The following is a 22,706-nucleotide window of genomic DNA, read 5'->3' as shown; positions in this document are numbered from 1 at the left end:
TCAGCGACGTCTTGCCATGGTCGACGTGACCAATCGTGCCAATGTTCACATGAGGCTTAGTGCGCTCGAATTTACCTTTTGCCATAGTCTCTTTCCTTGGACGGCCTGGGGACGGCCTGGACCTTCAGTTCAGTCGAATGCGGGGCGATTAGCGACTAAGGCCGAAAAACACAAGTGCCTTGTCGCCGAGCGCGCTCGCCCGCCCGAACGCGTGATCCGGTTTCGGAGAATGTGGCGCGGATATAGGAACGAACAAGGGCAAATGGAATGGTTACGGCGGCGGCTGACGGCTTTGCCGGATTTACAGCCGGATCTGGCCCATTGCCGCCCTGGCGCCGGTCTGATTTCGTGGGCCGATGCATTTCATCCCGACTGCCATACGAGGCCCGCTGTTCATGGTCGTTTCGACCGGGTCCTACATCGTCAACGACACGATGATGAAACTCGCAACCGCGGGACTGCCGCCCTATGAGGTGCTGTTCCTGCGCGGCGCTGCGGCAACATTGTGGGGCATTCCGCTGCTGTTCATGCTGGGCTACGGCAAGCAGATCCCGCTGATCCTAGACGCCAAGGTTTTGCGCAGGAACCTGCTCGAACTGGGTGCGATCCTTTGCTACGTGGTGGCGCTCGCCAACATGCAGATCGCCGATTCGACCGCGCTCGGACAGATCACGCCCTTGCTGATGCTGGTCGGCTCCTCGATGCTGTTTGGCGAACGGATCGGCGGGGTGCGCCTGGCTCTGATCGGGCTCGGCTTTATCGGCGCGGTGATGGTGGCACAACCGACGATGCAGGGGATTTCGGTCTATGCCCTGCTGGCGCTAGGCAATGCCGCCCTGTCCGCGGCGCGCGATCTGGCCGGACGCAAGGTCGCCGCCGACGTGCCGGGGATGATCGTCGCTATTTCCGCGGTGATTGTGGTGCTCGCCGGCGCCGGCGTTGCGCATCTGGTTTCCGAGCAGTGGGTGGTGCCTGAAATCCGTCACCTGCTGCTGATGGGCGGCGCCGGACTGTTCCTGATCTTCGGCCACTTCTTCATCTTCATGGCCTATCGCGTCGGGCCGACCAGCGTGGTAGCGCCGTTCTACTATTGCTTTACCGTCTGGGCGGTGATTTCAGGCCTGGTGGTTTTCCGGCAGCTCCCGAATGCGCTGGCCATCTGCGGCATCCTGCTGGTGGTGGCCAGCGGGTTGACCATCGTCTCGCTCGACGAGCGCAAGCGCCGGTTGACCGTCGTCGCTTGAAACTGAAATCGGCCTGCACAATAGGAGGAGCGCGTGGCAAGCCCGGATGACAACCAGAATTCACGCAACCGCAGGCTTATCGGAAAGTGCCTGTGCGGCGCCGTTCAGTACGCGGTGGCGGACGCGTTCGTCTATGCCACGAACTGCCACTGCTCGAACTGCCGGCGCACCACCGGCTCGGCCTTCAAGCCATTCGCCGGCATCGAGCGCGACAGGCTGAGCCTGGCGAGGGGCGAGGACAATCTCATGATCTTCGGCGACGAAACCGGCCATGACGCGCATTGCAAGACCTGCGGCTCGTTGCTCTATTCCGTGGTCCGCGACGGTGCCTTCGTGCATGTCGCCATGGGAACCCTGGTCGACGAGCCGACCATCCGCCCGACGCAGCACATCTTCGTCGGCTCGAAGGCGAAGTGGTTCACGATCACCGACGATCTGCCGCAATACAGAGAACACGCGGTCGCCGGAGATGCCGGCGAATAGCTGACCGTTAGAAAACGCTCAACCAAATTATCGTTTCGTTTTCGCGTCGGCCGCCAACGAAACTATACTGTGCTCCGTCACTGAACTTATGTCGCGGGGATTTCTGTGGCATTGCCGCCCGACTGGTTGCCCAATGTTGCGATGAGGCGCGTCATTTGCCATTGGACGCAGGCTCGCATTCGGCCGGCGATACCGACAGGGATGCGTATCACATACTGGTCGAGGGGAATGGCCGTCTGGTCAGGGGCCGGCCTTCGATCGCGCTGAATTCGGGTCGGGTAAAACCGGGATATGCCGCGCACACGCTCAACTGCAACGGCGGCTCGATCGGGGTTTCGCTCTGCTGCATGGCCGGGGCGGAGGAAAGGCCGTTCGATGCCGGCCGCTATCCGATGACCAGGGCGCAGTGGGACGCGATGACCGCCGTTGTCGCCGAACTCTGCAAATACTACCGCATCAAGGTCACGCCCAAAACGGTGCTGTCGCATGCCGAAGTCGAGAGCAATCTCGGCATGGAGCAGCGCGGAAAATGGGATTTCACCCGGCTGCCCTTCGATCCGACGATCAGCGGCGCAAGCGCCTGTGGCGAGCGGCTGCGCCGCGACGTGACGGCGGCAATGGGCGCGATGCCAAATCTGCCGGTGAGGATTGGGCGCGATGCGGTATGGCAGCGATTGCTCGAGGAATCATGGCCGATCATGGTGAGAGGGCTGGAAGCCGGCCTCAACACGCTGATCCGCGAAATCCTCAAAAGGATCAGATAGGCGGTCGGCATTCGGGTGAATGCCGACGCAATTGCCGAGCGGCTTCTACAGAGCCCTCTTGCCGCTGAACTGGTGATAGGCCCACAGGACCACCACGGCACCGACCACGGCGACGATCAGGCTATAGATGTTGAGCCCGGTAACGCCCGACGCTCCAAAGGCGCTAAAGATGAGCCCGCCGACGATGGCGCCGACGATCCCAAGCACGATATCGAGCACAAGGCCTTGCCCGCTTTTATTGACGATCTTGCTGCCTATGAAGCCGGCGATGACGCCGAGAATAATCCAGCTTAATATTGACATTTTTCCTCTCCGTTCCCCGCACCCGATTACTTCCACATTATTAAGCAAAGCTCAAGCCAACTTGAAAATCATGATTACGGAAAGCTCAAACCGGCTTGAAATTCGCCATGAATGCGTCATTGTTGGAGACGGACGGGCAATTTGACATGGAGATCCACAATGGGACTGTTTGACAATGCCGTTCCCGGCGGCAACGTCGCCAAGCCGCTGATGATCGCGCTCGGCGCACTTTTGGTGGGAAAAATGCTGAGCGGTGGAAGTTCCGCCCAGCCGGAGGCGGCGCAGAGCCCTGCCCCCGTCCCGCCTGATACAACCGCATCCGCCGATGGCGGACTGCTCGGCGGTCTGGGCGGCCTGCTCGACAAACTGAAGGACGCCGGCCACGGCAACGTTGCCAATTCGTGGGTCGGTACCGGTCAGAACCAGCCGATCAACCCCAGCGATCTGGGCAGTGCTCTCGGGCCACAAATCATTCAGGAGATCGCGCAAAGGACGGGCCTGAACCAGCAGGATCTGCTCAAGCAATTGTCCGCGGCCTTGCCAGGGCTTGTCGACCAGTTGACGCCGAACGGGCAGGTGCCGCAGCAGAACCAGCTCGCGTCCATATTCAGCAAATTCGCGAGCTGACGCCTGTCGCCCAACGCCGCCTGCGGTTCGGGACAACGATAACACAGATTAAGATGCGCGTCCGTCTGGACGCGCAACGAATACTTTGAATTATCGGCAAAGCGCTTCGCTTGGCGGTGCCTGCTTCGGCATCGTGCGCGAGGTGCGCCGCGGCTTGGGGGAAATCTGGAGCGGGTAGCGGGAATCGAACCCGCATATTCAGCTTGGAAGGCTGCTGCTCTACCACTGAGCTATACCCGCGCCTTTCAGTCAAGCATCGGATCCGCTCCGACGCTCGCTCTGCGTTTCAGGGCTTCCGGGCCGGCAGTGGTGGAGAGGGTTGGATTTGAACCAACGTAGGCATAGCCAACGGATTTACAGTCCGTCCCCTTTAACCACTCGGGCACCTCTCCAGTCTGCCGCCGGAGCCATGCAACGAGGCATCGACGCGTCGCGGCCGCCAAAGCAGCCCTTCCGCGAAGCGCCTTATGGCGGCAGCGCCCAAAACTGTCAACCGCAACAGCCCGGCAAAAAGCGCTGAATCGCACGCCTCGCCCGACAAGCAGCTTCTGCAGCTGTATCCATGACCGGACGACACGGCTATAGAAGCCGGCCATGAGCAACGATAACAAATCCAAGACCCCTAAAGACACCCACTACGCCAAGCTGCGCCGCGCGCATCGCGACGAGAAGAGCGGCGGCGCGCCGGCGTTCAGGCCACGCCAGCCGGTGCCGCCCGGCGAGAACCCGGCGGATGGGCTGGTGCGGCTCTACGGGCTGCACACGGTGCGGGCCGCACTCGACAATCCGCGCCGCAAAATCAAAAAGATGCTGGTGACGCGCAACGCTGCCGAGCGACTGGCAATCGCCGATCTCGGCGCTTTGCCCTTCAAGGCGGAACTGGTCGAACCAAGGGACATCGACAAGGTCACCGGCTCGGATGCCGTGCACCAGGGCGTGGTGATCGAGGCCGAGCCGCTGAAACCGAAACGCCTCGATGCGCTCGGCGACACCAGGCTGGTGCTGGTGCTCGACCAGATCACCGATCCGCACAATGTCGGTGCGATCCTGCGCTCGGCCGTGGCTTTCGGCGCCGGTGCACTAATCACCACGGCGCGCCACAGCCCGCAGGAATCCGGCGTGCTGGCGAAGTCGGCCTCCGGCGCGCTTGAGCATATCGACCAGATCGAGGTGAAGAACCTCGCCGATGCGCTGGGGCAGCTGCACGAGGCCGGCTTCCAGACGATAGGGCTGGATTCGGACGGGCCGGCGGAACTTGAAACCAGCTTTGCCGGTGACAAGATCGCTCTGGTGCTCGGCGCCGAGGGCAAAGGCCTGCGCCAGAAAACGCGCGAAACGGTGACGACGCTCGCCCGGCTCGACATGCCCGGCGCCATTCGTTCGCTCAACGTCTCGAATGCCGCGGCGGTGAGCCTTTATGCGGCGAGGCGGTGGTTCGCGCGCGGCAAATAGGGCGCAATGCATGTCATTGGATTTTGCCGTTCTCAATCCAGATGGACATATCGATCGATGCGTATCGGTAGGTCCCTCTGCGCATCATGAAATCGTGTCAATCGCAAACCAAAACGCGTTTGAACTCATACTGAAATTCGAAGATTTCTATGAGGACGTCACTCTTCCGATCGAATCCCTACCTTCCTTGACCAAGCAAGTTGAGGCACTTGTGCGAACTGAAGGAATGTCGGAGGAATCCAAAGATTTTCTGAAACGTTTTGCCGATCTCATACGCTATGCGGTCGAACGAAGTCGGCCCATCGAAGGTATTGCAGACTAATTCACTTCACTCTCACCCAACCTCGTGACCAGCCATCCGCTCCAGTGCCCTGACCAGTGCCGAATGATCTTCCTTTGCTCCACCGTTCGCCGCGCAAGAGTTGAACAATTGCTGCGTCATCGAGGTGTTGGGTAGTGCTACCCCAAGCGCCTTCGCGCCTTCCAGCGCCAGATTGAGATCCTTCTGGTGGAGTTCGACGCGAAAGCCCGGCGCGAAGCTGCGCTTGATCATGCGCTCGCCATGCACTTCCAGGATACGCGAGTTTGCGAGCCCGCCCATCAGCGCCTGCCTGACCTTGGCCGGGTCTGCGCCGGCTTTCGATGCAAAAACCAGCGCTTCGGCGACGGCCTCGATGGTCAGCGCGACGACGATCTGGTTGGCGACCTTGGTGGTCTGGCCGACGCCGTTCGGCCCGACCAGAGTGATGTTCTTGCCAAGCTTCTCGAAGATGGGCCTGGCGCGTTCGAAGGCTTTTTCCTCACCGCCGACCATGATGGTCAGCGAAGCCGCCTTGGCGCCGACCTCGCCGCCCGACACCGGCGCGTCGAGATAGTCGCAGCCGAGATCGTTTATCTTTTTAGCGAATTCCTTGGTCGCGATCGGCGAGATCGAGCTCATGTCGATGATCAGCCTGCCTTTAGTAAGGCCTGACGCGACGCCGTTTTGGCCGAACAGCACATCGGCCACCTGCGGCGTATCCGGAACCATGGTGATGACGATGTCGGCCGCGCGGGCAACGGCATCATGGCCGGTGACGGTCTTTAATCCCCTGGCGACGAGATCGGCCGGCGGCTTCGAGCGGTGGTCGCTGGCGACGACCTGATAACCCGCGTCTAGCAGATGCCCCGCCATCGGCGCGCCCATGATGCCGAGACCGATGAAGCCGATGGTGTCCATGTCTTTCTCCGTTTCTTGTTAAGGGGGCGTTCCTGCGCGCCCCCCTCTGGCCTGCCGGCCATCTCCCCCACGAGTGGGGAGATCGGCAGTTCCCGCGCCGGCCCTTAAACGTTCCCGACCTCGAAAATTGGCGAAAGCGGCGGTGACATCCAATCTCCCTCCTTGTGGGGGAGATGCCAAGTTTTGGCAAAGAGGGCAGGCCAGAGGGGGGCGCGCAGGAACGCGACGTGCGATACGTAGCGTCTACGCCGCCGCACTCCCCTGCCCGGCCGCGTCCCGAAACCAGCCAAGCCCGGCTTCCGTCCCCGCCTTCGGCTTATACTCCGCGCCGACCCAGCCGGAATAGCCGATGCGGTCGATGTGGTTGTACAGGAAGGGAAAATTGATCTCGCCCGTCCCCGGCTCATGACGGCCGGGATTATCCGCAAGCTGGATATGCGCGATGCGGTCGAGGTTTGCCTCGATGGTACGGGCGAGATCCCCCTCCATGATCTGCATGTGATAGATGTCGTATTGCAGGAACAGGTTCTTCGATCCGACGCGGTCGATCAGGGCCAGAGCCTGGTCCGAGTAATTCAGGAAGAAGCCCGGAATGTCGCGGGTGTTGATCGGCTCGATCAGCAGCCTGATGCCGGCCTGCTCCAGCTTTTCGGCCGCGAAAGCCAGATTTTCGGCGAAGACGTCTTCCAGCACGGAGCGATCGACGCCTTGCGGCGCGATGCCGGCGAGGCAGTTGACCTGCTCGCAGCCGAGCGCATGGGCATAGGTGACGACCTTGGCAATGCCCTGCCGGAACTCCGGGATGCGGTCGGGCAGGATCGCGATGCCGCGCTCGCCCTTGGCCCAGTCGCCGGCAGGCAGGTTGAACAGGACCTGCGTCAGCCCGTTCTTCTTCAACCTGGCCGCGACGACATCCGGCGCATGGTCATAGGGGCCGATATACTCGACGCCCTTGAAGCCGGCGCGGGCGGCGGCATCGAAGCGGTCGAGGAAGTCATGCTCGCCAAAGAGCATCGAAAGATTGGCTGAAAACCGTGGCATGGCAGTAGTTCCTCATATGCGGCTTAATCGAGCATGACGATCGCCGTGGGGGCATCTTCGTGATGTTCGGCTAGCTCCTCGAATTCGGTGATCTTGTCGATTTCGGTACCCATCGAAACGTTGGTGACGCGCTCGAGGATGAATTCGAGCACCACCGGAACCTGGTGCTCGTTCATCAGGCGCTTTGCCTCTTCGAAGGCACCGGCGAATTCCCCCGGCCGGCGCACCCGGACCGCCTTGCAGCCCATCGCCTCGGCAACGGCGACGTGGTCGACGCCGTAGCCCGCCTCAGGCTCGTCTTTCCGGTTGACGTTCTCGAAGGCCAGGCTGACTTCGAAGTCCATCGAAAAGCCGCGCTGCGCCTGGCGGATCAGGCCGAGATAGGCATTGTTCACGACGACATGGATGTAGGGCAATCTGTGCTGTGCGCCGGCCGCCAGTTCCTCGATCATGAACTGGAAATCATAGTCGCCGGACAGCGCCACGATGGTGCGGTCCGGATCGGCGGCGCGAACACCGAGCGCTGCCGGCAGCGTCCAGCCGAGCGGGCCGGCCTGGCCGCAATTGATCCAGTTGCGTGGCTTGTAGACGTGCAGGAACTGCGCCCCGGCGATCTGCGACAGGCCGATCGTGGTGACATAGGTGATGTCGCGGCCGAACGCCTTGTTCATCTCCTCGTAGACGCGCTGCGGCTTCAGCGGGACCTGGTCGAAATGGGTCTTGCGCTTCATTGTCTTCTTGCGCTGCCGGCATTCGCCGGCCCAGCCCGACCAGTCGCGCAATTTTCCGGCCGTCCTCCACTCGGTGGCGACGTCGAGCAGCATTTTCAGCGCCGCACCGGCGTCCGAGACGACGCCGAGGTCCGGCGCGAAGACGCGGCCGATCTGCGTCGGCTCGATATCGACGTGGATGAATTTCTTACCCTTGGTGTAGACGTCGATCGAACCGGTGTGGCGGTTGGCCCAGCGGTTGCCGATGCCGAAAACGAAATCGGCTTCGAGCATCGTGGCATTGCCATAGCGGTGCGAGGTCTGCAGCCCGCACATGCCGGCCATCAGGCGGTGGTCGTCGGGGATCGCACCCCAGCCCATCAGCGTCGGAATGACAGGCACGCCGGTGACCTCGGCGAACTCGATCAGCAGATCGGACGCATCGGCGTTGATGATGCCGCCGCCGGCGACGATGACAGGCTTTTCCGCCGCGTTCAGCATCGTCAACGCCTTCTCGGCCTGAGCGCGCGACATTGCCGGCTTGAACGGCACCAGCGGCTCATAGGCATCTATATCGAACTCGATCTCGGCCAGTTGCACATCGACAGGCAAATCGATCAGCACCGGCCCCGGCCGCGACGAGCGCATCAGATGGAACGCTTTCTGCAGCGCCATCGGCACCAGATAGGGTTCCATGACGGTAACAGCCCATTTGGCGACGGGTGCGGCGATCGCCGCAATGTCGACGGCCTGAAAATCCTCCTTGTTGAGACGCGCGCGCGGCGCCTGCCCGGTGATGCAGAGGATGGGAATTGAATCGGCAGCGGCCGAATAGAGGCCGGTGATCATGTCGGTGCCGGCGGGACCCGAAGTGCCGATGCACAGACCGATATTGCCCGATCTGGCGCGGGTAAACCCTTCGGCCATATGCGAGGCCGCCTCGACGTGACGCGCAAGGATGTGGCGGATACTGCCCCTCGCCTTCAGTGCCGAATAGAGCGGGTTGATCGCAGCACCCGGCACGCCGAAGGCACAGGAGATGCCTTCCTTTTCGAGAACGAGAACCGCTGCGTCGACTGCGCGCATCCTGGCCATGTCAGCCTCCACGGAATTGTTGATAGCCTATGATGCCAGCGCACCAATGATTTTTCAATTTTTTCAGAATATTTTTTCATTTCTAGAAAACGGCTCTTGTGAGTTGAATTGATTTGACTTTCTGTTTTCCACGAATTCGCTTGGCAAATCGGTGAAAAACTTTTTCATTGCTTGTTGGGCGAACAGAGCGAAGAATGGCCCGATGGAGACCACCGAAAAACGCCAGCGCGGCCGGCCGCGCGCCTTCAACGGGCCGGCCGAGGCCGCCTCGGTGCAGTCGCTGGACCGGGCGCTGCGCATCCTGGCAATCGTCGCCGATGGCAGTGGCCTGTCGCTGAGCGAGATCGCCGCCAGTTCCGGTCTGCCGGCATCCACCGCCTACCGCATGCTGACGACGCTGGAAAACCACGGCATGGTCGAGTTCGACGGCCCTGACCAGCTGTGGTCGATCGGCGTCGAGACCTATCGCATGGGCGCGGCGTTCCTGCGCCGCCGCAAGCTGGTCGACCGCGCCCGTATCGTCATGCAGGAACTGATGGAGAAGACCGGCGAGACCGCCAATCTCGGCGTCGCCGAGGACGATTGCGTCGTCTTCGTCAGTCAGGTCGAGACGCACCAGGCGATCCGCGCCTTTTTCCGGCCGGGCACGCGCAGCCCCTTCCATGCCTCGGGCATCGGCAAGGCGGTGCTGGCGCATCTCGAGCCGGAGCGCGTCGCCACCATCCTGCGCCGGGCCGGGTTGGAGCGCTTCACCGAAAATACGCTGTCCGACATCTCGGCGCTCGCCCGCGACCTGGTGACGATCAAGCTGCGCGGCTGGTCGGTTGACGACGAGGAGCGGCATCCGGGCATGCGCTGCGTTGCCGCCGCCATCTTCAATGAATTCGGCGAGCCGATCGGCGGCGTTTCGGTCTCCGGGCCGACAGTACGGGTCACGCCGGAACGGCTGGCCGAGATCGGCCCGCTGGTGCACGATGCGGCGGCGGAGGTGACGAGGATGATCGGCGGCCTGCCGACCCCTCCCGGCCTTGGCAGCGAGCCGAGCGCATGGCAGCGCTGACCAGCGCCGAATGGTGCGACATCTGCCAGGATGGCCAGAGCTAGCCCCCGGGCACCGCGCTCTTGGTCGATAGGTCGTAGAAATCAAGCAGCATCGCCAGCCCAACTCCGCAGGCGGTGAAGATGAGGCCGGCAATGAAGATACGATTGGCGCGTTCATAAACGCGCCGTTGTAGAGACGTTATGTCGAGCAGCAACCGCAGCGCTCGTATCTGCAGGGCAATGCCGATCAAAATCGGCACGACGGCGGCCAGGTGATAGATTTCCCACGGTATCGGGTTGGCGGCCCAATGCGTGATGAAGCCCAGCGAGAACGCCAGCAGGATGCCGACGGTGGTGATTGTGCCGTTGCGGAAAATTGTCTCGATCGGCTCTTCGTTCGGATCTTGCTCGCCCAAGCGCCCTCTCCCCTGTTTCGGCTCGGTGCAGATTAGGCTGTTGGGAAATCGCTGTACATCGGCAAGAGTGTTGGCGAATGCTGAAGCGGCATCCGATCTCGCCTTAAGTGGACGATGTTCGACAGGACAGAGAGGCTGACGGAGCGCGGCTTTATTCCAGCTTGGGTTCCTCGCCCCACGGAAGTGGGGAGAGGTGGCGCGGCGAAGCCGCGACGGAGAGGGGACCGCGCCCTACGAAGGCCCCCTCTCCGGCCGCGGAGCCTGTCCTCGGGCTTGCCGAAGGCAAGACCCGTAGGCGGCCACCTCTCCCCCGCTTCGCGGCGGGCGAGGAACCCAGGTCCTAAGAGGTCGGAGGAACAACCCCTCTGCCCTGCCACTCAGACACACAGAAAAAGGGGCAGTGGGGTGCCCCTTCTTCCGGTTGCCTGAAACGGTCACCTCCTCCCAAGCTGGCATAGTGGCCCTCAAAGCCAGCAGCGATGGCGATAGCCGTCGTAGCCGACATAGGTGTCCGAGTACGGGTCGTAGCTCTGGTAGCGATTGAGGCAGCGCCGGACGTGCCACGAGCCGCCGCCTTCCTCGATATAGACGGTGCGCGGCTGGGCCAGCGCGCTGCCGAGCAGGAAGCCGCCGACACCTGCGGCAATGCCGATGCCGAGGTGCTTGTGCTTGTGATGGGCGGCCGACGGCTGAACGGTGCCGACCAGCATGGCGGCGGCGACAGTGGTGGCGACGAGGCCGGAAACGATGGTGCGCTTGAACATGACGATCTCCTTGTTGTGGGAGGCGATCCAACCGCCTCTTGACCATCAGTCGTCGCAACAAGGAAAAAGGTTCGAAGGTCCTTTTGGATTTTTTTCGAAGGGAGAAATCGCGCGGTCTGATGCGCGACCACGAACGGTCGCGCCGTCGACAGTTCACCGGAACAACCGGCAGGCCTCAGCCCATGCCGGTGATATGGCGAAGCCAGAAGGCGAGCGCGATGAAGCCGATGATGGTGGTGACGCCGGTCCAGTCGATATTGGCGTGCTTCAGGTCCTTGACGAGCTTCACCAGGAGAACCCAGGCCACGACGACGAGCGGGAGAATGATGACAAACCTGATCATGCGACTGCCTCGCTGATGCAATTGCACCTTCGATCAATATAGGAAGCGAATTGGCCGTTTTCAGGACGCCTTGGCGGCAGAACCGGCGCGTTCGCGGCGGCCGAAAACGGAGTTTTGTCTTTACTGGCGCGGCAAATATGGTAACCGGAGCGCCGTGCCCTTGTAGCTCAGCTGGTAGAGCAGCGGTTTTGTAAACCGAAGGTCGGCGGTTCGATTCCGTCCGGGGGCACCAGTACGGGCTTCTTGAGACCTCCGGGGCGCTTGATATCTGCTCATCCCCGATATCCACAGGCCGGGGCCGTCAGGATCGGTAGCACATCAGCTTCAACGCATATATTCCCTAGCGGAAACCATAGTTCCCTAGCGGAAAACCTAGGAGTCTTCGTTGGAGCAGAAACGCACGACCGCCCCCTTCATCAACGGCATATTTGGCGGATTTATCGTCTTCGCCTTCGCGTTCGGTTTCCGTTTCCTGCTAAGTCCCGATCCCGATCCAACATCAAGAGCAACGACAAGCCTTTCAGTACTGGCCTTCGCCATTTGTTTCGGCGCAGCCTTCCTCCGCGAGCACCGGCGCCAGATTGCCGCCGCCAGAGAATATATAAGCCGCCCAAGATCGTATTAGGGGCGTACGTGTCGGGACCGTCCTCGTCGGGTCACCAGAAACTTCCGTGAAATTGCTGGCAAAATCTGTCGCCAGACAACGAGTTAGCATCTCATATCTAGAGACGCTGAGCCAGGGCGTGACTTCGCGGTTGCAGAGCCGTCATTTCGGCCCTCTCTCCCGGCCTCGGCCATCTCGTACCATTCGATTAAATTGCTCCTGTGTATATTAGCACTCGCTCAATTAAGCGCGCCGACAATGTCGGTGCGGCGGGCCAAAAACCAAAGGGTGTTGTCATGCGAAGTGATTTCGCCGCGGCGCGCGAGCTTTTGGAGTGCGCACAAAACCGCCTCTGCGGCGCGGATGAAACGAGCCGACGCGTCAACGAGGCCCTCGACGCGCTGATTGAAGAAATAGCCATCGCGGAATTCCGCAAGGCGCCACTGACGGTCGTGCCGTTTCCGCGAGCGCGGCCGCCTAAGCATGTTCGGTAGAGCGCTGATCGCCCGCGTTGACGAAGAGCCGGCAACTGGTGTTTCCGCAATCGCCCGTTGGAGCGTCGTTGAACGACCAAGCCTTTGACGATAGAGTTGCCGGGCAGTGGTGCTCTGAAACTCCGGAGCCGATCCATGTCACGCTGTGGAGATGTCTACGAGAACAAGGTGACCGGCGAATATGCGGTCATCCTGCGTGGTACCGAAGACCGCGGCCAGGGACCTGGCATCGCTCATCTGACCGCCCGGCCGGGAGCCGCAGTGGTGGGCGAGCACTTCCACCCGAATCTGACGGAACGGTTTACCGTCCTCCGTGGCCGTCTCGACGCTTGCATCGCCGGGAGCACTTTGTCCCTGGGGCCTGGCCAATCCGCCACGGTCGAAGCAGGCGTCGCACATGATTGGTGGAACAGCAGCAAAACCGAAGAAGCGCATGTCCTGGTCGAAGTCGACCGGGCGCCAGGTGCGGACAATGTCGACCCGAACCGTTTCGAGCTGCTGATCGGCATGCTCTTCGGCCTGGCCAATGCCGGCAAGGTAGACAGAAAAGGTAGACCTTCGCCGCTTCAGGCAGCAGTCATCGCCAGGGAATTTGCCGACGTGATCGTCTTCACGCACCCGCCACCTTCGATTCAGCGAGTGGCGCTGGGGATCCTGGCGCCACTCGGCCATCTGCTCGGCTATCGCGCGATCGACCCGGACTACTGCAAGCCGCACGGGCATGTCACGCCGGCTCCTGAAATCCTCGCTAGAGCAGGCCTAGTAGCCGGATGATCCGGGTCCATATTGGGCGCCCGGCATTTTTGTCGGCAGCCATACATAGGACTCGCGGCAAGCTCTATGAAGCACTCGCGACATGACCGGATATGGCGACCCGGTCGAACGTGTTTCTCACCCTGACCGACTTGTAGACGTAGGCGACCCAGATGCCGGTCAGGACAAAAGAAACTGCGGGCATTACCAGCGCATCCCCTGCAAGCACCAAGCTCACAGGAGCGCTCATAACCGCTGAGATCCATACCGCGTCCAGAATAAACACGATTGGTATTGCAAACCACTGATACAGGAATAGCTGCTTGAAGCGGGAACTCCGCCGGAGCATTGCAACGAACACAATCACCTGGAGCACCAGAAACGCCAGCAAGAGGGCAACCTCGCCGTAGACCGCCAAAGTGCCATTCGGGAGCGTCATGAGCTGTCGGTAGCCTTCACTCGATGAGCCCAATGAGACGAGCGTGCGTAGCGGGGAGAAAGCCTGAAGGATCGCCAGCAGCATAAGCCAGCCTCCGAAACCTACGAGAGCCGAAGGATCCTGTAATGGCTTTGCGGCTGACCGAACGGCAAAGAAAACAGGCACGCCGATCAGCAGCAGCACTATAGCCCAATGCCAGATGGAAATCTGCATCCAATCCCTCCCTTGATACCCTTTTAGGTTGTATCAGATTTCAACCTCAACTCAAGAGGCAACATCGAAAGGAAGCGCTGCTTGCAAGACCCGTCAACACTATGTTTCTGGCACGATGCTATTTCCGGCAGGATGCTGCCATGTCGCGAACTCTGATCGTCGTTGGTCTCAGCATAGTCGCCATAGGCCTGCTGTGGCCTTGGTTGGCCCGGACCGGCCTTGGCAGGCTGCCCGGCGATATCGTGATCGAGCGTGAGAACTTCAGGCTTTATGTCCCTATCACCACGGGGATACTGGTCAGCATCGTGCTCTCGGCCATTCTATGGCTGATCAACCGTTAGGCGATGCTCCGGCTGCGGCGATTTGTGTTGCAGGCCCTACTCGCCCTTGATCTTCTTACACTCCGATCGCCGCCACCAATATCCTGTTCTGCCTGCGTATCGCCGTGCGCAGTTCGGCAATCCTCGCCTCCTCGCGCTTCACGAATTCGATGAACATCATGTTCATGTTGTTGAAGATGAGTTCGCCGAGCGCCGGCCCGTCGATGTCGCGGCGCACCAGGCCGAGCGCCTGCAGGCGGACGATCAGCGCGCGGATTTGCTCGGTCAATGCCCGGTCGAGCGCGGTATAGGCCTGGCCGAACGGGCTGTCGGGCAGCTGCGTCGAGATCGCCATCGCCTGCCGCCACATCTCCTTGCTGAGATAATGCAGCGAATGTTCGATATAGATGCCGAGCAGCGTATCCAGCGCGTCGCCGACATTGGCCGGCGGGTTGGCGACGACGCCGCGCCCGGCATTCAGCACCTCGTTGACCTCCAGCGAGACGATGGCGCCGAGGATGTCGCCCTTGTTCTGGTAGTAATTGTAGATCGTGCCGACCGAGACTTCGGCCTGCGCCGCGATGGTCTCGATCTTGGCGCCTTCATAACCGGCATCGCGGAATAGGTCCGCTGCCGCCTCGATGATGCGGCGGTGCCGATCCGCCTTCTGCCTTGCCCGCAATCCGCTCATAGCGGCTGTTTGCCACAAAAACAGAATTGACTCAATTTTAGAATTGGTTCAATTTTTTGCCACAAGCCAAAAAGGCAAGGGAGAACACTCGATGCCCATCAAGCTGAAGACCCCCAATCCAATTACCAGGAACCCGCTTTCCGTTCTGAAGAGCCATCTCCAAGGCGCGTGCGCCGCGGCAGCACTGCTGCTGGCGGCTGGCAGCCTCGCTCAGGCGCAGGACCTGAACGCGCTGATCTGGTGCGATCACGCCGATCCGGCGCTGTTGCAGCCGTTCGAGGAGGCGAACGGCGTCAAGGTCAATGTCAAGGAGTTCGAAGGCACCGGCGCCGGCCTGGCCATCGTCGATCAATCACAGCCCGGCGACTGGGACGTGATGGTGATCGACAGCATCGACGTACCGCGCGGCGTCGAAAAAGGCCTGTTCGAGCCGCTACCGGAAGACAAGCTGCCGCTGGTCGACCTTTTTCCGCAGGTGAAGATGGATAGCTCCACCGTCGTCGACGGCAAGCGTTACGGCATCACCGAAAAGTTCGGCTACAACACGATCGGCTACAACAAGACCAAGGTTGACCCGGCCGACATGCAGTCGATGGCGGCGCTGACCGGCGACAAATACAAGGGCAAGATCGCCATCTACGATTATTACCTGCCTGTCATCGGCATGGCCGCACTGGCGATCGGCAAGAAGACGGCGGAACTGACCGAAGCCGACCTTCCCGCCATCAAGGAAGAGCTGCTCAAAATGAAGGCCAACGCCAAGCTGGTCGGCGAGGTGACCGCCAGCCAGACGGCACTGGCGACCGGCGAGGTCGACATACTGGTCGGCGGCGGCGAATGGGTGACGGCGGGGCTGGCCAAGGAAAACCCTGCCCTCGACTTCTCTATCCCGAAAGAAGGCGCCGTGCTGTGGTCGCAGTCGCTGGCAATGTTCAAGGATTCCAAGAACAAGGAGCTGGCGCTTAAATTCATCCAGTACATTATGAGCCCCGAAGGCCAGGCGCGGCTCGCCACCTCGTCCTGCTATTGGGGCATGCCGGCCAACAGCAAGGCGGCGTTGAGCGACGAGCAGAAGAAGATCCTGCGCTTCGACGAGCAGCCGGAATTCCTCGCCCGCGCCCAGTCCTATCCTGCGCCGAACGCCGACCTCGACAAGAAGATGCAGGACGTCTGGACCGAAATGCTGCAGGCGCAATGACCGGCTGCCGGTCGTGAACGCCGTCAACAGCGGGCGTGCCCTGCCCTGGGCGCTGGTCACGCCGGCGCTCGGTTGGACGCTGCTGTTTTTTGTGCTGCCCTTCGTCGCCATGGCTGTATCCAGCCTGACGGCGCATGAAGGCGGCGGCTTCACGCTGTCCAACTACAGCCAGTTCTTTGCCAATCCGTCCTATTGGCAGGCAATGGTGAACTCGCTACAGGTCACAGCGATCGTCACCGTGATCTCGGTGCTGCTTGCCTATCCCTTTGCCTGGATCCTGGCCGAGCAGGTGCCGGAGCGCTGGCAGCGGCTGGCGCTGATGCTGGCGGTGCTGCCGTTCTGGACCTCCTATGTCGTGCGCTCCTATTCGTGGCTGCTGGTGCTGGCACAGAACGGCGTCGTCAATCGCGCGCTGACCGGCTCCGGCCTGTTCGGCGAACCGCTGCAGCTCGCCAATACTCGGCTCGCCACCGTCACCGGCTTCGTGCATTTCTTCGTCATGCTGTTGACGCTGACGATCTTTGCCAATCTGAAGCAGCTCAGCCCCAGCTACCGGAAGGCCGCCGCCGACCTCGGCGCCGGGCCGCTGCGGACCTTCCTGCATGTCGTTCTGCCGCTGACGCTGCCTGGCATCATGGTCGGCGCCTTCCTCACCTTTGTGCTGTGCATCGGCGACTACATCACGCCGCAGATCCTCGGCGGCAACAACGAGCTTTTGATGCCGCAGCTCGTCATGATGCAGATCGGCCGGCGCGGCGACTTTCCGCTCGCCTCGGCGCTGTCGATCATCCTGATGGCGGTGGTCACCATCGCCTACCTCGCCTGCGCCCGCTGGCTGAAGATCGAGCGGGCCTGACCATGCGCGCTTTCATCCGCCTCGTCTCCGGCCTTTACGCCATCGCCATCTACGGCTTCATCTTTCTGCCGGTCATCGTTCTGGTGCTGTTTTCGCTGCAGGCAACCTCGTTTCCGATCCCGCCCTTCACCGGGCCGTCGCTGCGCTGGTACGAGGCCGTGCTCGCCGACACGCGGCTGACTTCGGCGCTGGTCAATTCGCTGCTGGTGGCGGTCGTCTCCTCGGCTGTCGCCGTCACGTTGGGCTTTCTCTCCGCCTGGGGTTTTGCGCGCTTCGCCTTGCCGGGCTCGGGCCTGATGCGCGGGCTGATCACCTTGCCATTGACCGTCAGCTATCTCATCATCGGCATGGGGCTGCTGGTGCTGTTCAACTGGGCCGGCGTGCCGAAGTCGCTCATTGCCGCCGGCATCGGCCATGTGGTGATCAACCTGCCGCTCTGCTTTGCCATCGTCTACAGCCAGATGGGCGACCACCAGATCAATATCGAGCGCGCCGCGCGCGACCTCGGCGCGCCCGAATGGAAGGTGCTGCTGCTGATCACCGTGCCCGTCATGGCGCCGGCGCTCTTCGCCGGCTTCTTCCTGTCGATGACCTTCTCCTGGGACGAATTCGTCATCTCGTTCCTGTTGACGCGCTTCGACACGACGCTGCCGGTCGAGATCTGGAACCTGCTGCGCTCCGGCCTCAATCCCAAGACCAACGCCGTCGGCTCGCTGGTCTTCGCCGTCTCCATCGTACTGGTGGTATTGTTCGAGCTGATGCTGTTGCGGAGGAAGCCGGCATGACCGCGCCACTGGTCGATATAGACTCTGTCTCGCATCGCTTCGGCCAGCACACCGTGCTGAAGAACGTCTCGCTGACGATCGAGCCGGGCAGCTACACGATCCTTCTCGGCCCGTCCGGCTCCGGCAAGACGACGCTTTTGTCCATCCTCGGCGGCTTCGTCACGCCGAGCGAAGGCAAGGTGCTGATCCGCGGCGAGGACTGCACCGCCGTGCCGCCGGCGAAGCGGCCGACGACGACCGTGTTCCAGGATTATGCGCTGTTCCCGCATATGAGCGTCGGCAGCAATGTCGGCTTCGGCCTGCGCATGCGGGGTGTCGATGGCGCAACCCGGGCAGCAAGGGCACGCGAGGCGCTGGCGCTGGTTGGGTTGGCCACTGCCTTCGACAAGAAGCCGCATCAGCTTTCCGGCGGTCAGCGGCAGCGCGTGGCGCTGGCGCGCGCCCTGGTGGTCGAGCCGGCGGTGCTCCTGCTCGACGAGCCGCTCGGCGCGCTCGACCTGAAATTGCGCCGGCAGATGCAGGATGAATTGAAGGCGATCCAGAAACGCGTCGGCACCGCCTTCATCCACGTCACCCACGACCAGGAAGAGGCGATGGCGCTGGCCGATCATTGCGTGGTGATGAATGACGGGCGCATCGAGGACGAAGGGCCGCCCGAGCGCGTCTATGCACGGCCGGCGACGCGCTTTTCCGCGACTTTCATGGGCGAAAGCACGCTGATATCGGGAACGGTGACGGAGGCGAAGAGCGGCAAAATCACCGTCACCACGAAGCTTGGGTCGCTCTCGCAGCCTGGCACATTGCCGGCCGGCTCGACCGTTGCGCTGGCCATCCGCCCGGAGCATCTTGTTCTCGGCGCTGCCGCCGGCGCCGTGGCGCTTGGCATGGTCAAGGTCAGCGACGTCGTCTTCCAGGGCAGCTTCAAGCGTGTGCTGGGGACCTCCACGACCGACCCGGCGCTGCACTTCATCGCCAAGGTCGCGGCAGCATCGGCCGTCCAGCCGGGCGACGTTGTCGCGGTATCGTGCGATGCTGGCGACATCATCCTGCTTGCGGACCAAACATGAGCACGCTTCCAATCATCGACGCTCCTGACTGGTACGAAACTATCCGCATGGGCGATGGCGTGACGCTGATCCACGAGCCGTGGATCAAGCCGTTCTTCCGCTGCAACATCTGGCATGTGCGCGGCCGCGACCGCGATCTTCTGTTCGACACCGGCCTCGGGCATTTCAGCCTGCGCCGCCACGTGCCGCTGGTCACGGAACGCAAGCTCACCTGCGTGGCCAGCCACACGCATTTCGATCATATCGGCTGCCATCACGAATTTCCCGACCGCTGCGTGCACCCGGCCGAGGCCGAAATCCTCGCCGATCCACGCAACGAATGGACGGTTGCCGACCGCTATGCCACTGACGAGATGTTCGACGGCATGCCGCAAGGTTGGGACACGAAGCGCTACCAGATCCTGCCCGCACCAGCCGGCTGGTTGCTCGAGCAAGGCGACATCGTCGATCTCGGCGACCGTGCCTTCGAGGTCATCCACACGCCCGGCCATTCACCCGGCGGCATTGCGCTCTACGAAAACAGGACGGGCATCCTGTTTTCCGGCGACATCATCTATGACGGCCCGCTGATCGACGACGTCTATCACTCCGATATCGACGATTATGTCGAAACGCTGCTGCGCATGCGCGATCTCGATGTCTCGGTCGTGCACGGCGGCCATTTCCCGAGCTTCGGCAAAGTCCGCTATCGCCAGCTTGTCGACGAGTATCTCGCGCAAAAGCGCCAGGCCGGCTGCCATCTGTTGCAAGCCCGATAAGCACTGGCGCTGTGGCGTTAAAGCGCCCTTTGCGGACAGGGTGTCCCCGCCGCGTCGCCGCAGCGTGAGGCCGTGGGCTCGGGTCTAAAGCTCTTTTCCTCCGACTGGCGCACCAGTTCCGCGAAAGCCAGGGCAAAACTTGCCAGCATCAGGAAGACAATAATCAAGCGTGCCAGCGGCAATAGATCGGCCTCGACTGGTTAGCCCCCACGCCGCCCGTCCGCTGCCGGCTAACATGATCGATATGGCTTTACGAGAGTTTAAGGCGAGTCTTAACCATCACATCATTTTGTCCTCCGACATGATGCGCGAGTGCGGCTTGTTTGGTCGCCATCTGCAGGCACCTCCCTCCCTTTGCAGAAATGCCCACCCATGCTAACCCGGCGCTGGCGCGGCCCAGCAACCGGTCGCCGCCAATCGGTCGCCAGGCGGTCGTCCCAATCGGTTGTCGTTGAGAGCCATGAGCAAAACCGCCAGCCGTTTCGCCTTCGTCTCATCCGGTACCGCCGACGCCAATGCGGCGTTGGAAAGCCTTTCGGCACGCTACGGCCAGGCATCCGTCGAAGAAGCCGGGATCGTCGTGGCGCTCGGCGGCGACGGCTTTCTGCTGCAGACCCTGCGTGAGACGATGAGCACGGGAAAGAAGGTCTACGGCATGAACCGTGGCACCATCGGTTTCCTGATGAACGAATACCGCGCCAGCGGCTTGACCGGGCGCATCGCGGCGGCCGTTGCCGAAACGATCCGTCCGCTGGAGATGCAGGCGGTGACGGCCGAAGGCGAGACGATTTCGGCGCTCGCGATCAACGAGGTCGCGCTTTGGCGCCAGTCGTACCAGACGGCCAAGATCCGCATCACCGTGGATGGGCAGGAGCGGCTGGAGGAATTGCACTGCGACGGCGTGATGATTGCGACGCCGGCCGGCTCGACCGCATATAATCTGTCGGCGCACGGGCCGATCCTGCCGCTCGACGCTCCGCTGCTGGCGCTGACCCCGGTCAGCCCGTTTCGTCCGCGCCGCTGGCGCGGCGCGCTGCTCTCCAACAAGGCGATCGTGCGTTTCGACATTCTGGAGCCGGAAAAGCGGCCGGTGAATGCCGCCGCCGACCACACCGAGGTCAAGGCGGTGACGACGGTCACGGTGAGGGAATCGCCGACGGCAACGGCGACGCTGCTGTTCGATCCCAACCATTCGTGGAACGAGCGCATTCTCGCCGAACAGTTCAGGTATTGAGCCGGCGCAGCGGCCACTGCGCAAATTAAGCATCGCGATTAAGGTTACGACTTCACAATCGCGCCAATGCCGCCCGTTTGTGTTGACAAATCGTGGGCTTGCGCCTACCTGCAATACCAATCTTGCAGGCGCGCGGCGCTTGCCGCGACTGCATATGTTGCGCCCCCGAACCAGCCAAAGACAGCCAAACTTGTCCTCAGACACCCAGATCGCTCAAGAAGCGTTGACCTTTGCAGACCTTGGCCTGTCGCCGAAGGTCCTTTCCGCAGTTACCGATGCCGGCTACACCGAGCCGACGCCGATCCAGGCTGGCGCCATCCCTCACGCCTTGCTCGGCAAGGACGTGCTGGGCATAGCCCAGACCGGCACCGGCAAGACGGCGTCCTTCGTCCTGCCGATGCTCACCCGGCTGGAAAAGGGCCGCGCCCGCGCCCGCATGCCGCGCACGCTGATCCTCGAGCCGACGCGCGAGCTCGCCGCGCAGGTCGAGGAAAACTTCGTCAAATACGGCAAGAACCACAAGCTCAACATCGCACTGCTGATCGGCGGCGTGTCCTTCGACGAGCAGGACAAGAAGCTCGAGCGCGGCGCCGATGTGCTGATCGCGACTCCCGGCCGCCTGCTCGACCATCGCGAGCGCGGCAAGCTCCTGCTCAATGGTGTCGAGATCCTCGTCATCGACGAGGCCGACCGCATGCTCGACATGGGCTTCATCCCCGACATCGAGCGTATCTGCGAGATGATCCCGTTCACCAGGCAGACGCTGTTCTTCTCGGCGACGATGCCGCCGGAAATCACCAAGCTCACCGAGAAATTCCTGCACGCGCCGGTGCGCGTCGAAGTGTCGAAGGCAGCATCGGCCGCCACCAACATTATCCAGCGGCTGGTGAAATCCGGGCCAAAGCCGTGGGACAAGCGCGAGACGCTGCGCAATTTGATGAAAGCCGAGGATGCCGAGCTGAAGAACGCCATCATCTTCTGCAACCGCAAGATCGAGGTATCGGAGCTGTTCCGCTCGCTGCTGAAATATGATTTCGACGCCGGCGCCCTGCATGGCGACATGGACCAGCGCGCGCGCATGCAGATGCTTGCCAATTTCCGTGACGGCAAGCTGCGCTACCTCGTTGCTTCGGATGTCGCGGCGCGCGGCCTCGACATTCCCGATGTCAGCCATGTCTTCAATTACGACGTGCCGATCCACGCGGAGGATTACGTCCACCGCATCGGCCGTACCGGCCGCGCCGGGCGCTCGGGCAAATCCTTCACCATCGCGACCAAGTCGGACACCAAATACATCGACGCCATCGAGCGGCTGATCGGCACGAAGATCGAGTGGCATGACGGCGATTTGTCGACGGTCGTTGCCAGCGAAGGCGGCGAGGATGAGGCCCCGCGCCGTGGCCGCGGTGCGCCACGCCGTGCCGGCCGCAAGGACGACGCCGACGCCAAGGACAGGGGCGAGCGCAAACCGCGTGAACGCCACGTCAAGCGCAGCGAGGAAGCGGCGCCGGAAGCGGTTAGCGAGGAACAGCCAGTCGTGGCCGAAGCCACCGTCGCCGACATCGACGAGCGGCGTACCCGCAAAGAGGCGATCCGGTCGGAAAACAGCGAACGCCAGGCTTCACCTGAACGGAAGGCTTCGCCGGATCGCAACGAAAGGCGCGCGCCCGAACGCGGCGACACCAGGCCGCAGCGCGAGCGCCCTGCCCGCCAGCGACAGGAAGACAATGACGCGACCGTCGGCTTCGGCGACGATATGCCGGCCTTCATGCGGATCGTCGCCAAGGTCTGA

The 22,706-nt window shown here is 62.0% G+C and carries 27 protein-coding genes, 3 tRNA genes and 1 pseudogene; 19 read left to right on the top strand and 12 right to left on the bottom strand.

Going from position 1 to position 22,706, the window contains the following annotated elements:
• Positions 1-85 (bottom strand): annotated as a pseudogene (locus tag NKJ73_RS21010) (GTP-binding protein); the annotation flags it as partial.
• A gap of 271 nt (positions 86-356) precedes the next feature.
• Between NKJ73_RS21010 and NKJ73_RS21005 the strand changes: the two are divergent.
• The 3 genes from NKJ73_RS21005 to NKJ73_RS20995 all read left to right on the top strand — a co-directional run bounded on the left by NKJ73_RS21005 (position 357) and on the right by NKJ73_RS20995 (position 2,491).
• Complete coding sequence (locus NKJ73_RS21005; protein WP_352570933.1) at positions 357-1,244, top strand: DMT family transporter; 888 nt, start codon at positions 357-359, stop codon at positions 1,242-1,244.
• A gap of 33 nt (positions 1,245-1,277) precedes the next feature.
• Positions 1,278-1,727: a GFA family protein gene (locus NKJ73_RS21000; protein WP_023680433.1), complete on the top strand. Its 450-nt coding sequence runs from the start codon at positions 1,278-1,280 to the stop codon at positions 1,725-1,727.
• 155 nt (positions 1,728-1,882) lie between these two features.
• On the top strand, positions 1,883-2,491 hold the full coding sequence (locus NKJ73_RS20995) for a peptidoglycan recognition protein family protein (protein WP_352570932.1): 609 nt from the start codon (positions 1,883-1,885) through the stop codon (positions 2,489-2,491).
• 45 nt (positions 2,492-2,536) lie between these two features.
• On the opposite strand, the gene NKJ73_RS20990 is transcribed toward NKJ73_RS20995, so the two are convergent.
• Positions 2,537-2,794, bottom strand: a complete 258-nt coding sequence (locus tag NKJ73_RS20990; RefSeq protein WP_023717513.1) for a GlsB/YeaQ/YmgE family stress response membrane protein — start codon at positions 2,792-2,794, stop codon at positions 2,537-2,539.
• A gap of 159 nt (positions 2,795-2,953) precedes the next feature.
• Here NKJ73_RS20990 and NKJ73_RS20985 point away from each other — a divergent pair, with 159 nt between their 5' ends.
• On the top strand, positions 2,954-3,421 hold the full coding sequence (locus NKJ73_RS20985; RefSeq protein ID WP_023680430.1) for a YidB family protein: 468 nt from the start codon (positions 2,954-2,956) through the stop codon (positions 3,419-3,421).
• Between the two features lie 166 nt (positions 3,422-3,587).
• Here the strand turns inward: NKJ73_RS20985 and NKJ73_RS20980 are convergent.
• Together NKJ73_RS20980 and NKJ73_RS20975 are read right to left on the bottom strand one after the other, a co-directional pair.
• A tRNA-Gly gene (locus NKJ73_RS20980) sits at positions 3,588-3,661 on the bottom strand.
• A gap of 67 nt (positions 3,662-3,728) precedes the next feature.
• Positions 3,729-3,813, bottom strand: a tRNA-Tyr gene (locus tag NKJ73_RS20975).
• A 202-nt stretch (positions 3,814-4,015) separates the two neighbouring features.
• Between NKJ73_RS20975 and NKJ73_RS20970 the strand changes: the two genes are divergently transcribed.
• Together NKJ73_RS20970 and NKJ73_RS20965 are read left to right on the top strand one after the other, a co-directional pair.
• Positions 4,016-4,873 carry a TrmH family RNA methyltransferase gene (locus NKJ73_RS20970; RefSeq protein ID WP_352570931.1) on the top strand — a complete coding sequence of 286 codons (858 nt, stop codon included), beginning with the start codon at positions 4,016-4,018 and terminating at the stop codon, positions 4,871-4,873.
• Between the two features lie 10 nt (positions 4,874-4,883).
• A complete protein-coding gene (locus NKJ73_RS20965; protein WP_352570930.1) occupies positions 4,884-5,195 on the top strand; it encodes a hypothetical protein in 312 nt (103 codons plus the stop codon).
• Positions 5,196-5,207: 12 nt separating this feature from the next.
• On the opposite strand, the gene NKJ73_RS20960 is transcribed toward NKJ73_RS20965, so the two are convergent.
• From NKJ73_RS20960 to gcl, 3 genes are all read right to left on the bottom strand, one after another.
• Positions 5,208-6,092 carry a 2-hydroxy-3-oxopropionate reductase gene (locus NKJ73_RS20960; RefSeq protein WP_352570929.1) on the bottom strand — a complete coding sequence of 295 codons (885 nt, stop codon included), beginning with the start codon at positions 6,090-6,092 and terminating at the stop codon, positions 5,208-5,210.
• A gap of 243 nt (positions 6,093-6,335) precedes the next feature.
• Positions 6,336-7,133: a hydroxypyruvate isomerase gene (gene hyi / locus NKJ73_RS20955; RefSeq protein WP_352570928.1), complete on the bottom strand. Its 798-nt coding sequence runs from the start codon at positions 7,131-7,133 to the stop codon at positions 6,336-6,338.
• Between the two features lie 23 nt (positions 7,134-7,156).
• Positions 7,157-8,938: a glyoxylate carboligase gene (gcl, locus tag NKJ73_RS20950; protein WP_352570927.1), complete on the bottom strand. Its 1,782-nt coding sequence runs from the start codon at positions 8,936-8,938 to the stop codon at positions 7,157-7,159.
• A gap of 202 nt (positions 8,939-9,140) precedes the next feature.
• Between gcl and bhcR the strand changes: the two genes are divergently transcribed.
• Positions 9,141-9,998 carry an HTH-type transcriptional regulator BhcR gene (gene bhcR / locus NKJ73_RS20945; RefSeq protein ID WP_023680425.1) on the top strand — a complete coding sequence of 286 codons (858 nt, stop codon included), beginning with the start codon at positions 9,141-9,143 and terminating at the stop codon, positions 9,996-9,998.
• Positions 9,999-10,038: 40 nt separating this feature from the next.
• On the opposite strand, the gene NKJ73_RS20940 is transcribed toward bhcR, so the two are convergent.
• From NKJ73_RS20940 to NKJ73_RS20930, 3 genes are all read right to left on the bottom strand, one after another.
• On the bottom strand, positions 10,039-10,395 hold the full coding sequence (locus NKJ73_RS20940) for a hypothetical protein (RefSeq protein WP_023680424.1): 357 nt from the start codon (positions 10,393-10,395) through the stop codon (positions 10,039-10,041).
• 464 nt (positions 10,396-10,859) lie between these two features.
• The gene (locus NKJ73_RS20935; RefSeq protein ID WP_023680423.1) at positions 10,860-11,159 is read right to left on the bottom strand and encodes a BA14K family protein; all 300 of its coding nucleotides are present in this window, start codon (positions 11,157-11,159) and stop codon (positions 10,860-10,862) included.
• A gap of 175 nt (positions 11,160-11,334) precedes the next feature.
• Positions 11,335-11,502 carry a hypothetical protein gene (locus NKJ73_RS20930; RefSeq protein ID WP_023680422.1) on the bottom strand — a complete coding sequence of 56 codons (168 nt, stop codon included), beginning with the start codon at positions 11,500-11,502 and terminating at the stop codon, positions 11,335-11,337.
• Positions 11,503-11,658: 156 nt separating this feature from the next.
• Here NKJ73_RS20930 and NKJ73_RS20925 point away from each other — a divergent pair.
• The 4 genes from NKJ73_RS20925 to NKJ73_RS20910 all read left to right on the top strand — a co-directional run bounded on the left by NKJ73_RS20925 (position 11,659) and on the right by NKJ73_RS20910 (position 13,374).
• A tRNA-Thr gene (locus NKJ73_RS20925) sits at positions 11,659-11,734 on the top strand.
• 153 nt (positions 11,735-11,887) lie between these two features.
• Positions 11,888-12,127 (top strand): hypothetical protein, encoded by a 240-nt coding sequence (locus NKJ73_RS20920; protein WP_156937488.1) that lies wholly within the window; start codon positions 11,888-11,890, stop codon positions 12,125-12,127.
• A 275-nt stretch (positions 12,128-12,402) separates the two neighbouring features.
• Complete coding sequence (locus NKJ73_RS20915) at positions 12,403-12,600, top strand: hypothetical protein (protein ID WP_084641813.1); 198 nt, start codon at positions 12,403-12,405, stop codon at positions 12,598-12,600.
• A 135-nt stretch (positions 12,601-12,735) separates the two neighbouring features.
• A complete protein-coding gene (locus NKJ73_RS20910) occupies positions 12,736-13,374 on the top strand; it encodes a cupin domain-containing protein (RefSeq protein WP_352570926.1) in 639 nt (212 codons plus the stop codon).
• 64 nt (positions 13,375-13,438) lie between these two features.
• On the opposite strand, the gene NKJ73_RS20905 is transcribed toward NKJ73_RS20910, so the two are convergent.
• Positions 13,439-14,005, bottom strand: coding sequence for a DUF2569 family protein (locus tag NKJ73_RS20905; RefSeq protein WP_352570925.1), 567 nt, complete (start codon positions 14,003-14,005; stop codon positions 13,439-13,441).
• A gap of 140 nt (positions 14,006-14,145) precedes the next feature.
• Between NKJ73_RS20905 and NKJ73_RS20900 the strand changes: the two genes are divergently transcribed.
• Positions 14,146-14,346, top strand: coding sequence for a DUF2905 domain-containing protein (locus tag NKJ73_RS20900; protein ID WP_023679908.1), 201 nt, complete (start codon positions 14,146-14,148; stop codon positions 14,344-14,346).
• A gap of 55 nt (positions 14,347-14,401) precedes the next feature.
• Here NKJ73_RS20900 and NKJ73_RS20895 read toward each other — a convergent pair whose 3' ends face one another.
• Positions 14,402-15,016, bottom strand: coding sequence for a TetR/AcrR family transcriptional regulator (locus tag NKJ73_RS20895; RefSeq protein ID WP_352570924.1), 615 nt, complete (start codon positions 15,014-15,016; stop codon positions 14,402-14,404).
• Between the two features lie 91 nt (positions 15,017-15,107).
• On the opposite strand from NKJ73_RS20895, the gene NKJ73_RS20890 reads away from it, so the two are divergent.
• The 7 genes from NKJ73_RS20890 (at position 15,108) to NKJ73_RS20860 (ending at position 22,706) form a co-directional block, all read left to right on the top strand.
• The gene (locus NKJ73_RS20890) at positions 15,108-16,214 is read left to right on the top strand and encodes a polyamine ABC transporter substrate-binding protein (RefSeq protein ID WP_352570922.1); all 1,107 of its coding nucleotides are present in this window, start codon (positions 15,108-15,110) and stop codon (positions 16,212-16,214) included.
• Positions 16,215-16,227: 13 nt separating this feature from the next.
• On the top strand, positions 16,228-17,070 hold the full coding sequence (locus tag NKJ73_RS20885) for an ABC transporter permease (protein WP_352570921.1): 843 nt from the start codon (positions 16,228-16,230) through the stop codon (positions 17,068-17,070).
• Between the two features lie 2 nt (positions 17,071-17,072).
• Entirely contained in the window at positions 17,073-17,855 is a 783-nt protein-coding gene (locus NKJ73_RS20880) for an ABC transporter permease (RefSeq protein WP_352570920.1), read from the top strand.
• Entirely contained in the window at positions 17,852-18,922 is a 1,071-nt protein-coding gene (locus NKJ73_RS20875; RefSeq protein WP_352570919.1) for an ABC transporter ATP-binding protein, read from the top strand. Before NKJ73_RS20880 ends, NKJ73_RS20875 begins: the two co-directional genes overlap by 4 nt.
• The gene (locus tag NKJ73_RS20870; RefSeq protein WP_023679914.1) at positions 18,919-19,680 is read left to right on the top strand and encodes an MBL fold metallo-hydrolase; all 762 of its coding nucleotides are present in this window, start codon (positions 18,919-18,921) and stop codon (positions 19,678-19,680) included. Before NKJ73_RS20875 ends, NKJ73_RS20870 begins: the two co-directional genes overlap by 4 nt.
• 460 nt (positions 19,681-20,140) lie before the next feature.
• On the top strand, positions 20,141-20,914 hold the full coding sequence (locus NKJ73_RS20865; RefSeq protein ID WP_023679915.1) for an NAD kinase: 774 nt from the start codon (positions 20,141-20,143) through the stop codon (positions 20,912-20,914).
• Positions 20,915-21,104: 190 nt separating this feature from the next.
• On the top strand, positions 21,105-22,706 hold the full coding sequence (locus NKJ73_RS20860; protein ID WP_352570918.1) for a DEAD/DEAH box helicase: 1,602 nt from the start codon (positions 21,105-21,107) through the stop codon (positions 22,704-22,706).

The organism is Mesorhizobium sp. M0074, assembly GCF_040322975.1.
In the GTDB taxonomy this organism is placed as follows: domain Bacteria; phylum Pseudomonadota; class Alphaproteobacteria; order Rhizobiales; family Rhizobiaceae; genus Mesorhizobium.
Note: the sequence above shows the minus strand (reverse complement) of the source record. Positions and strands in the feature narration are given on the sequence as shown.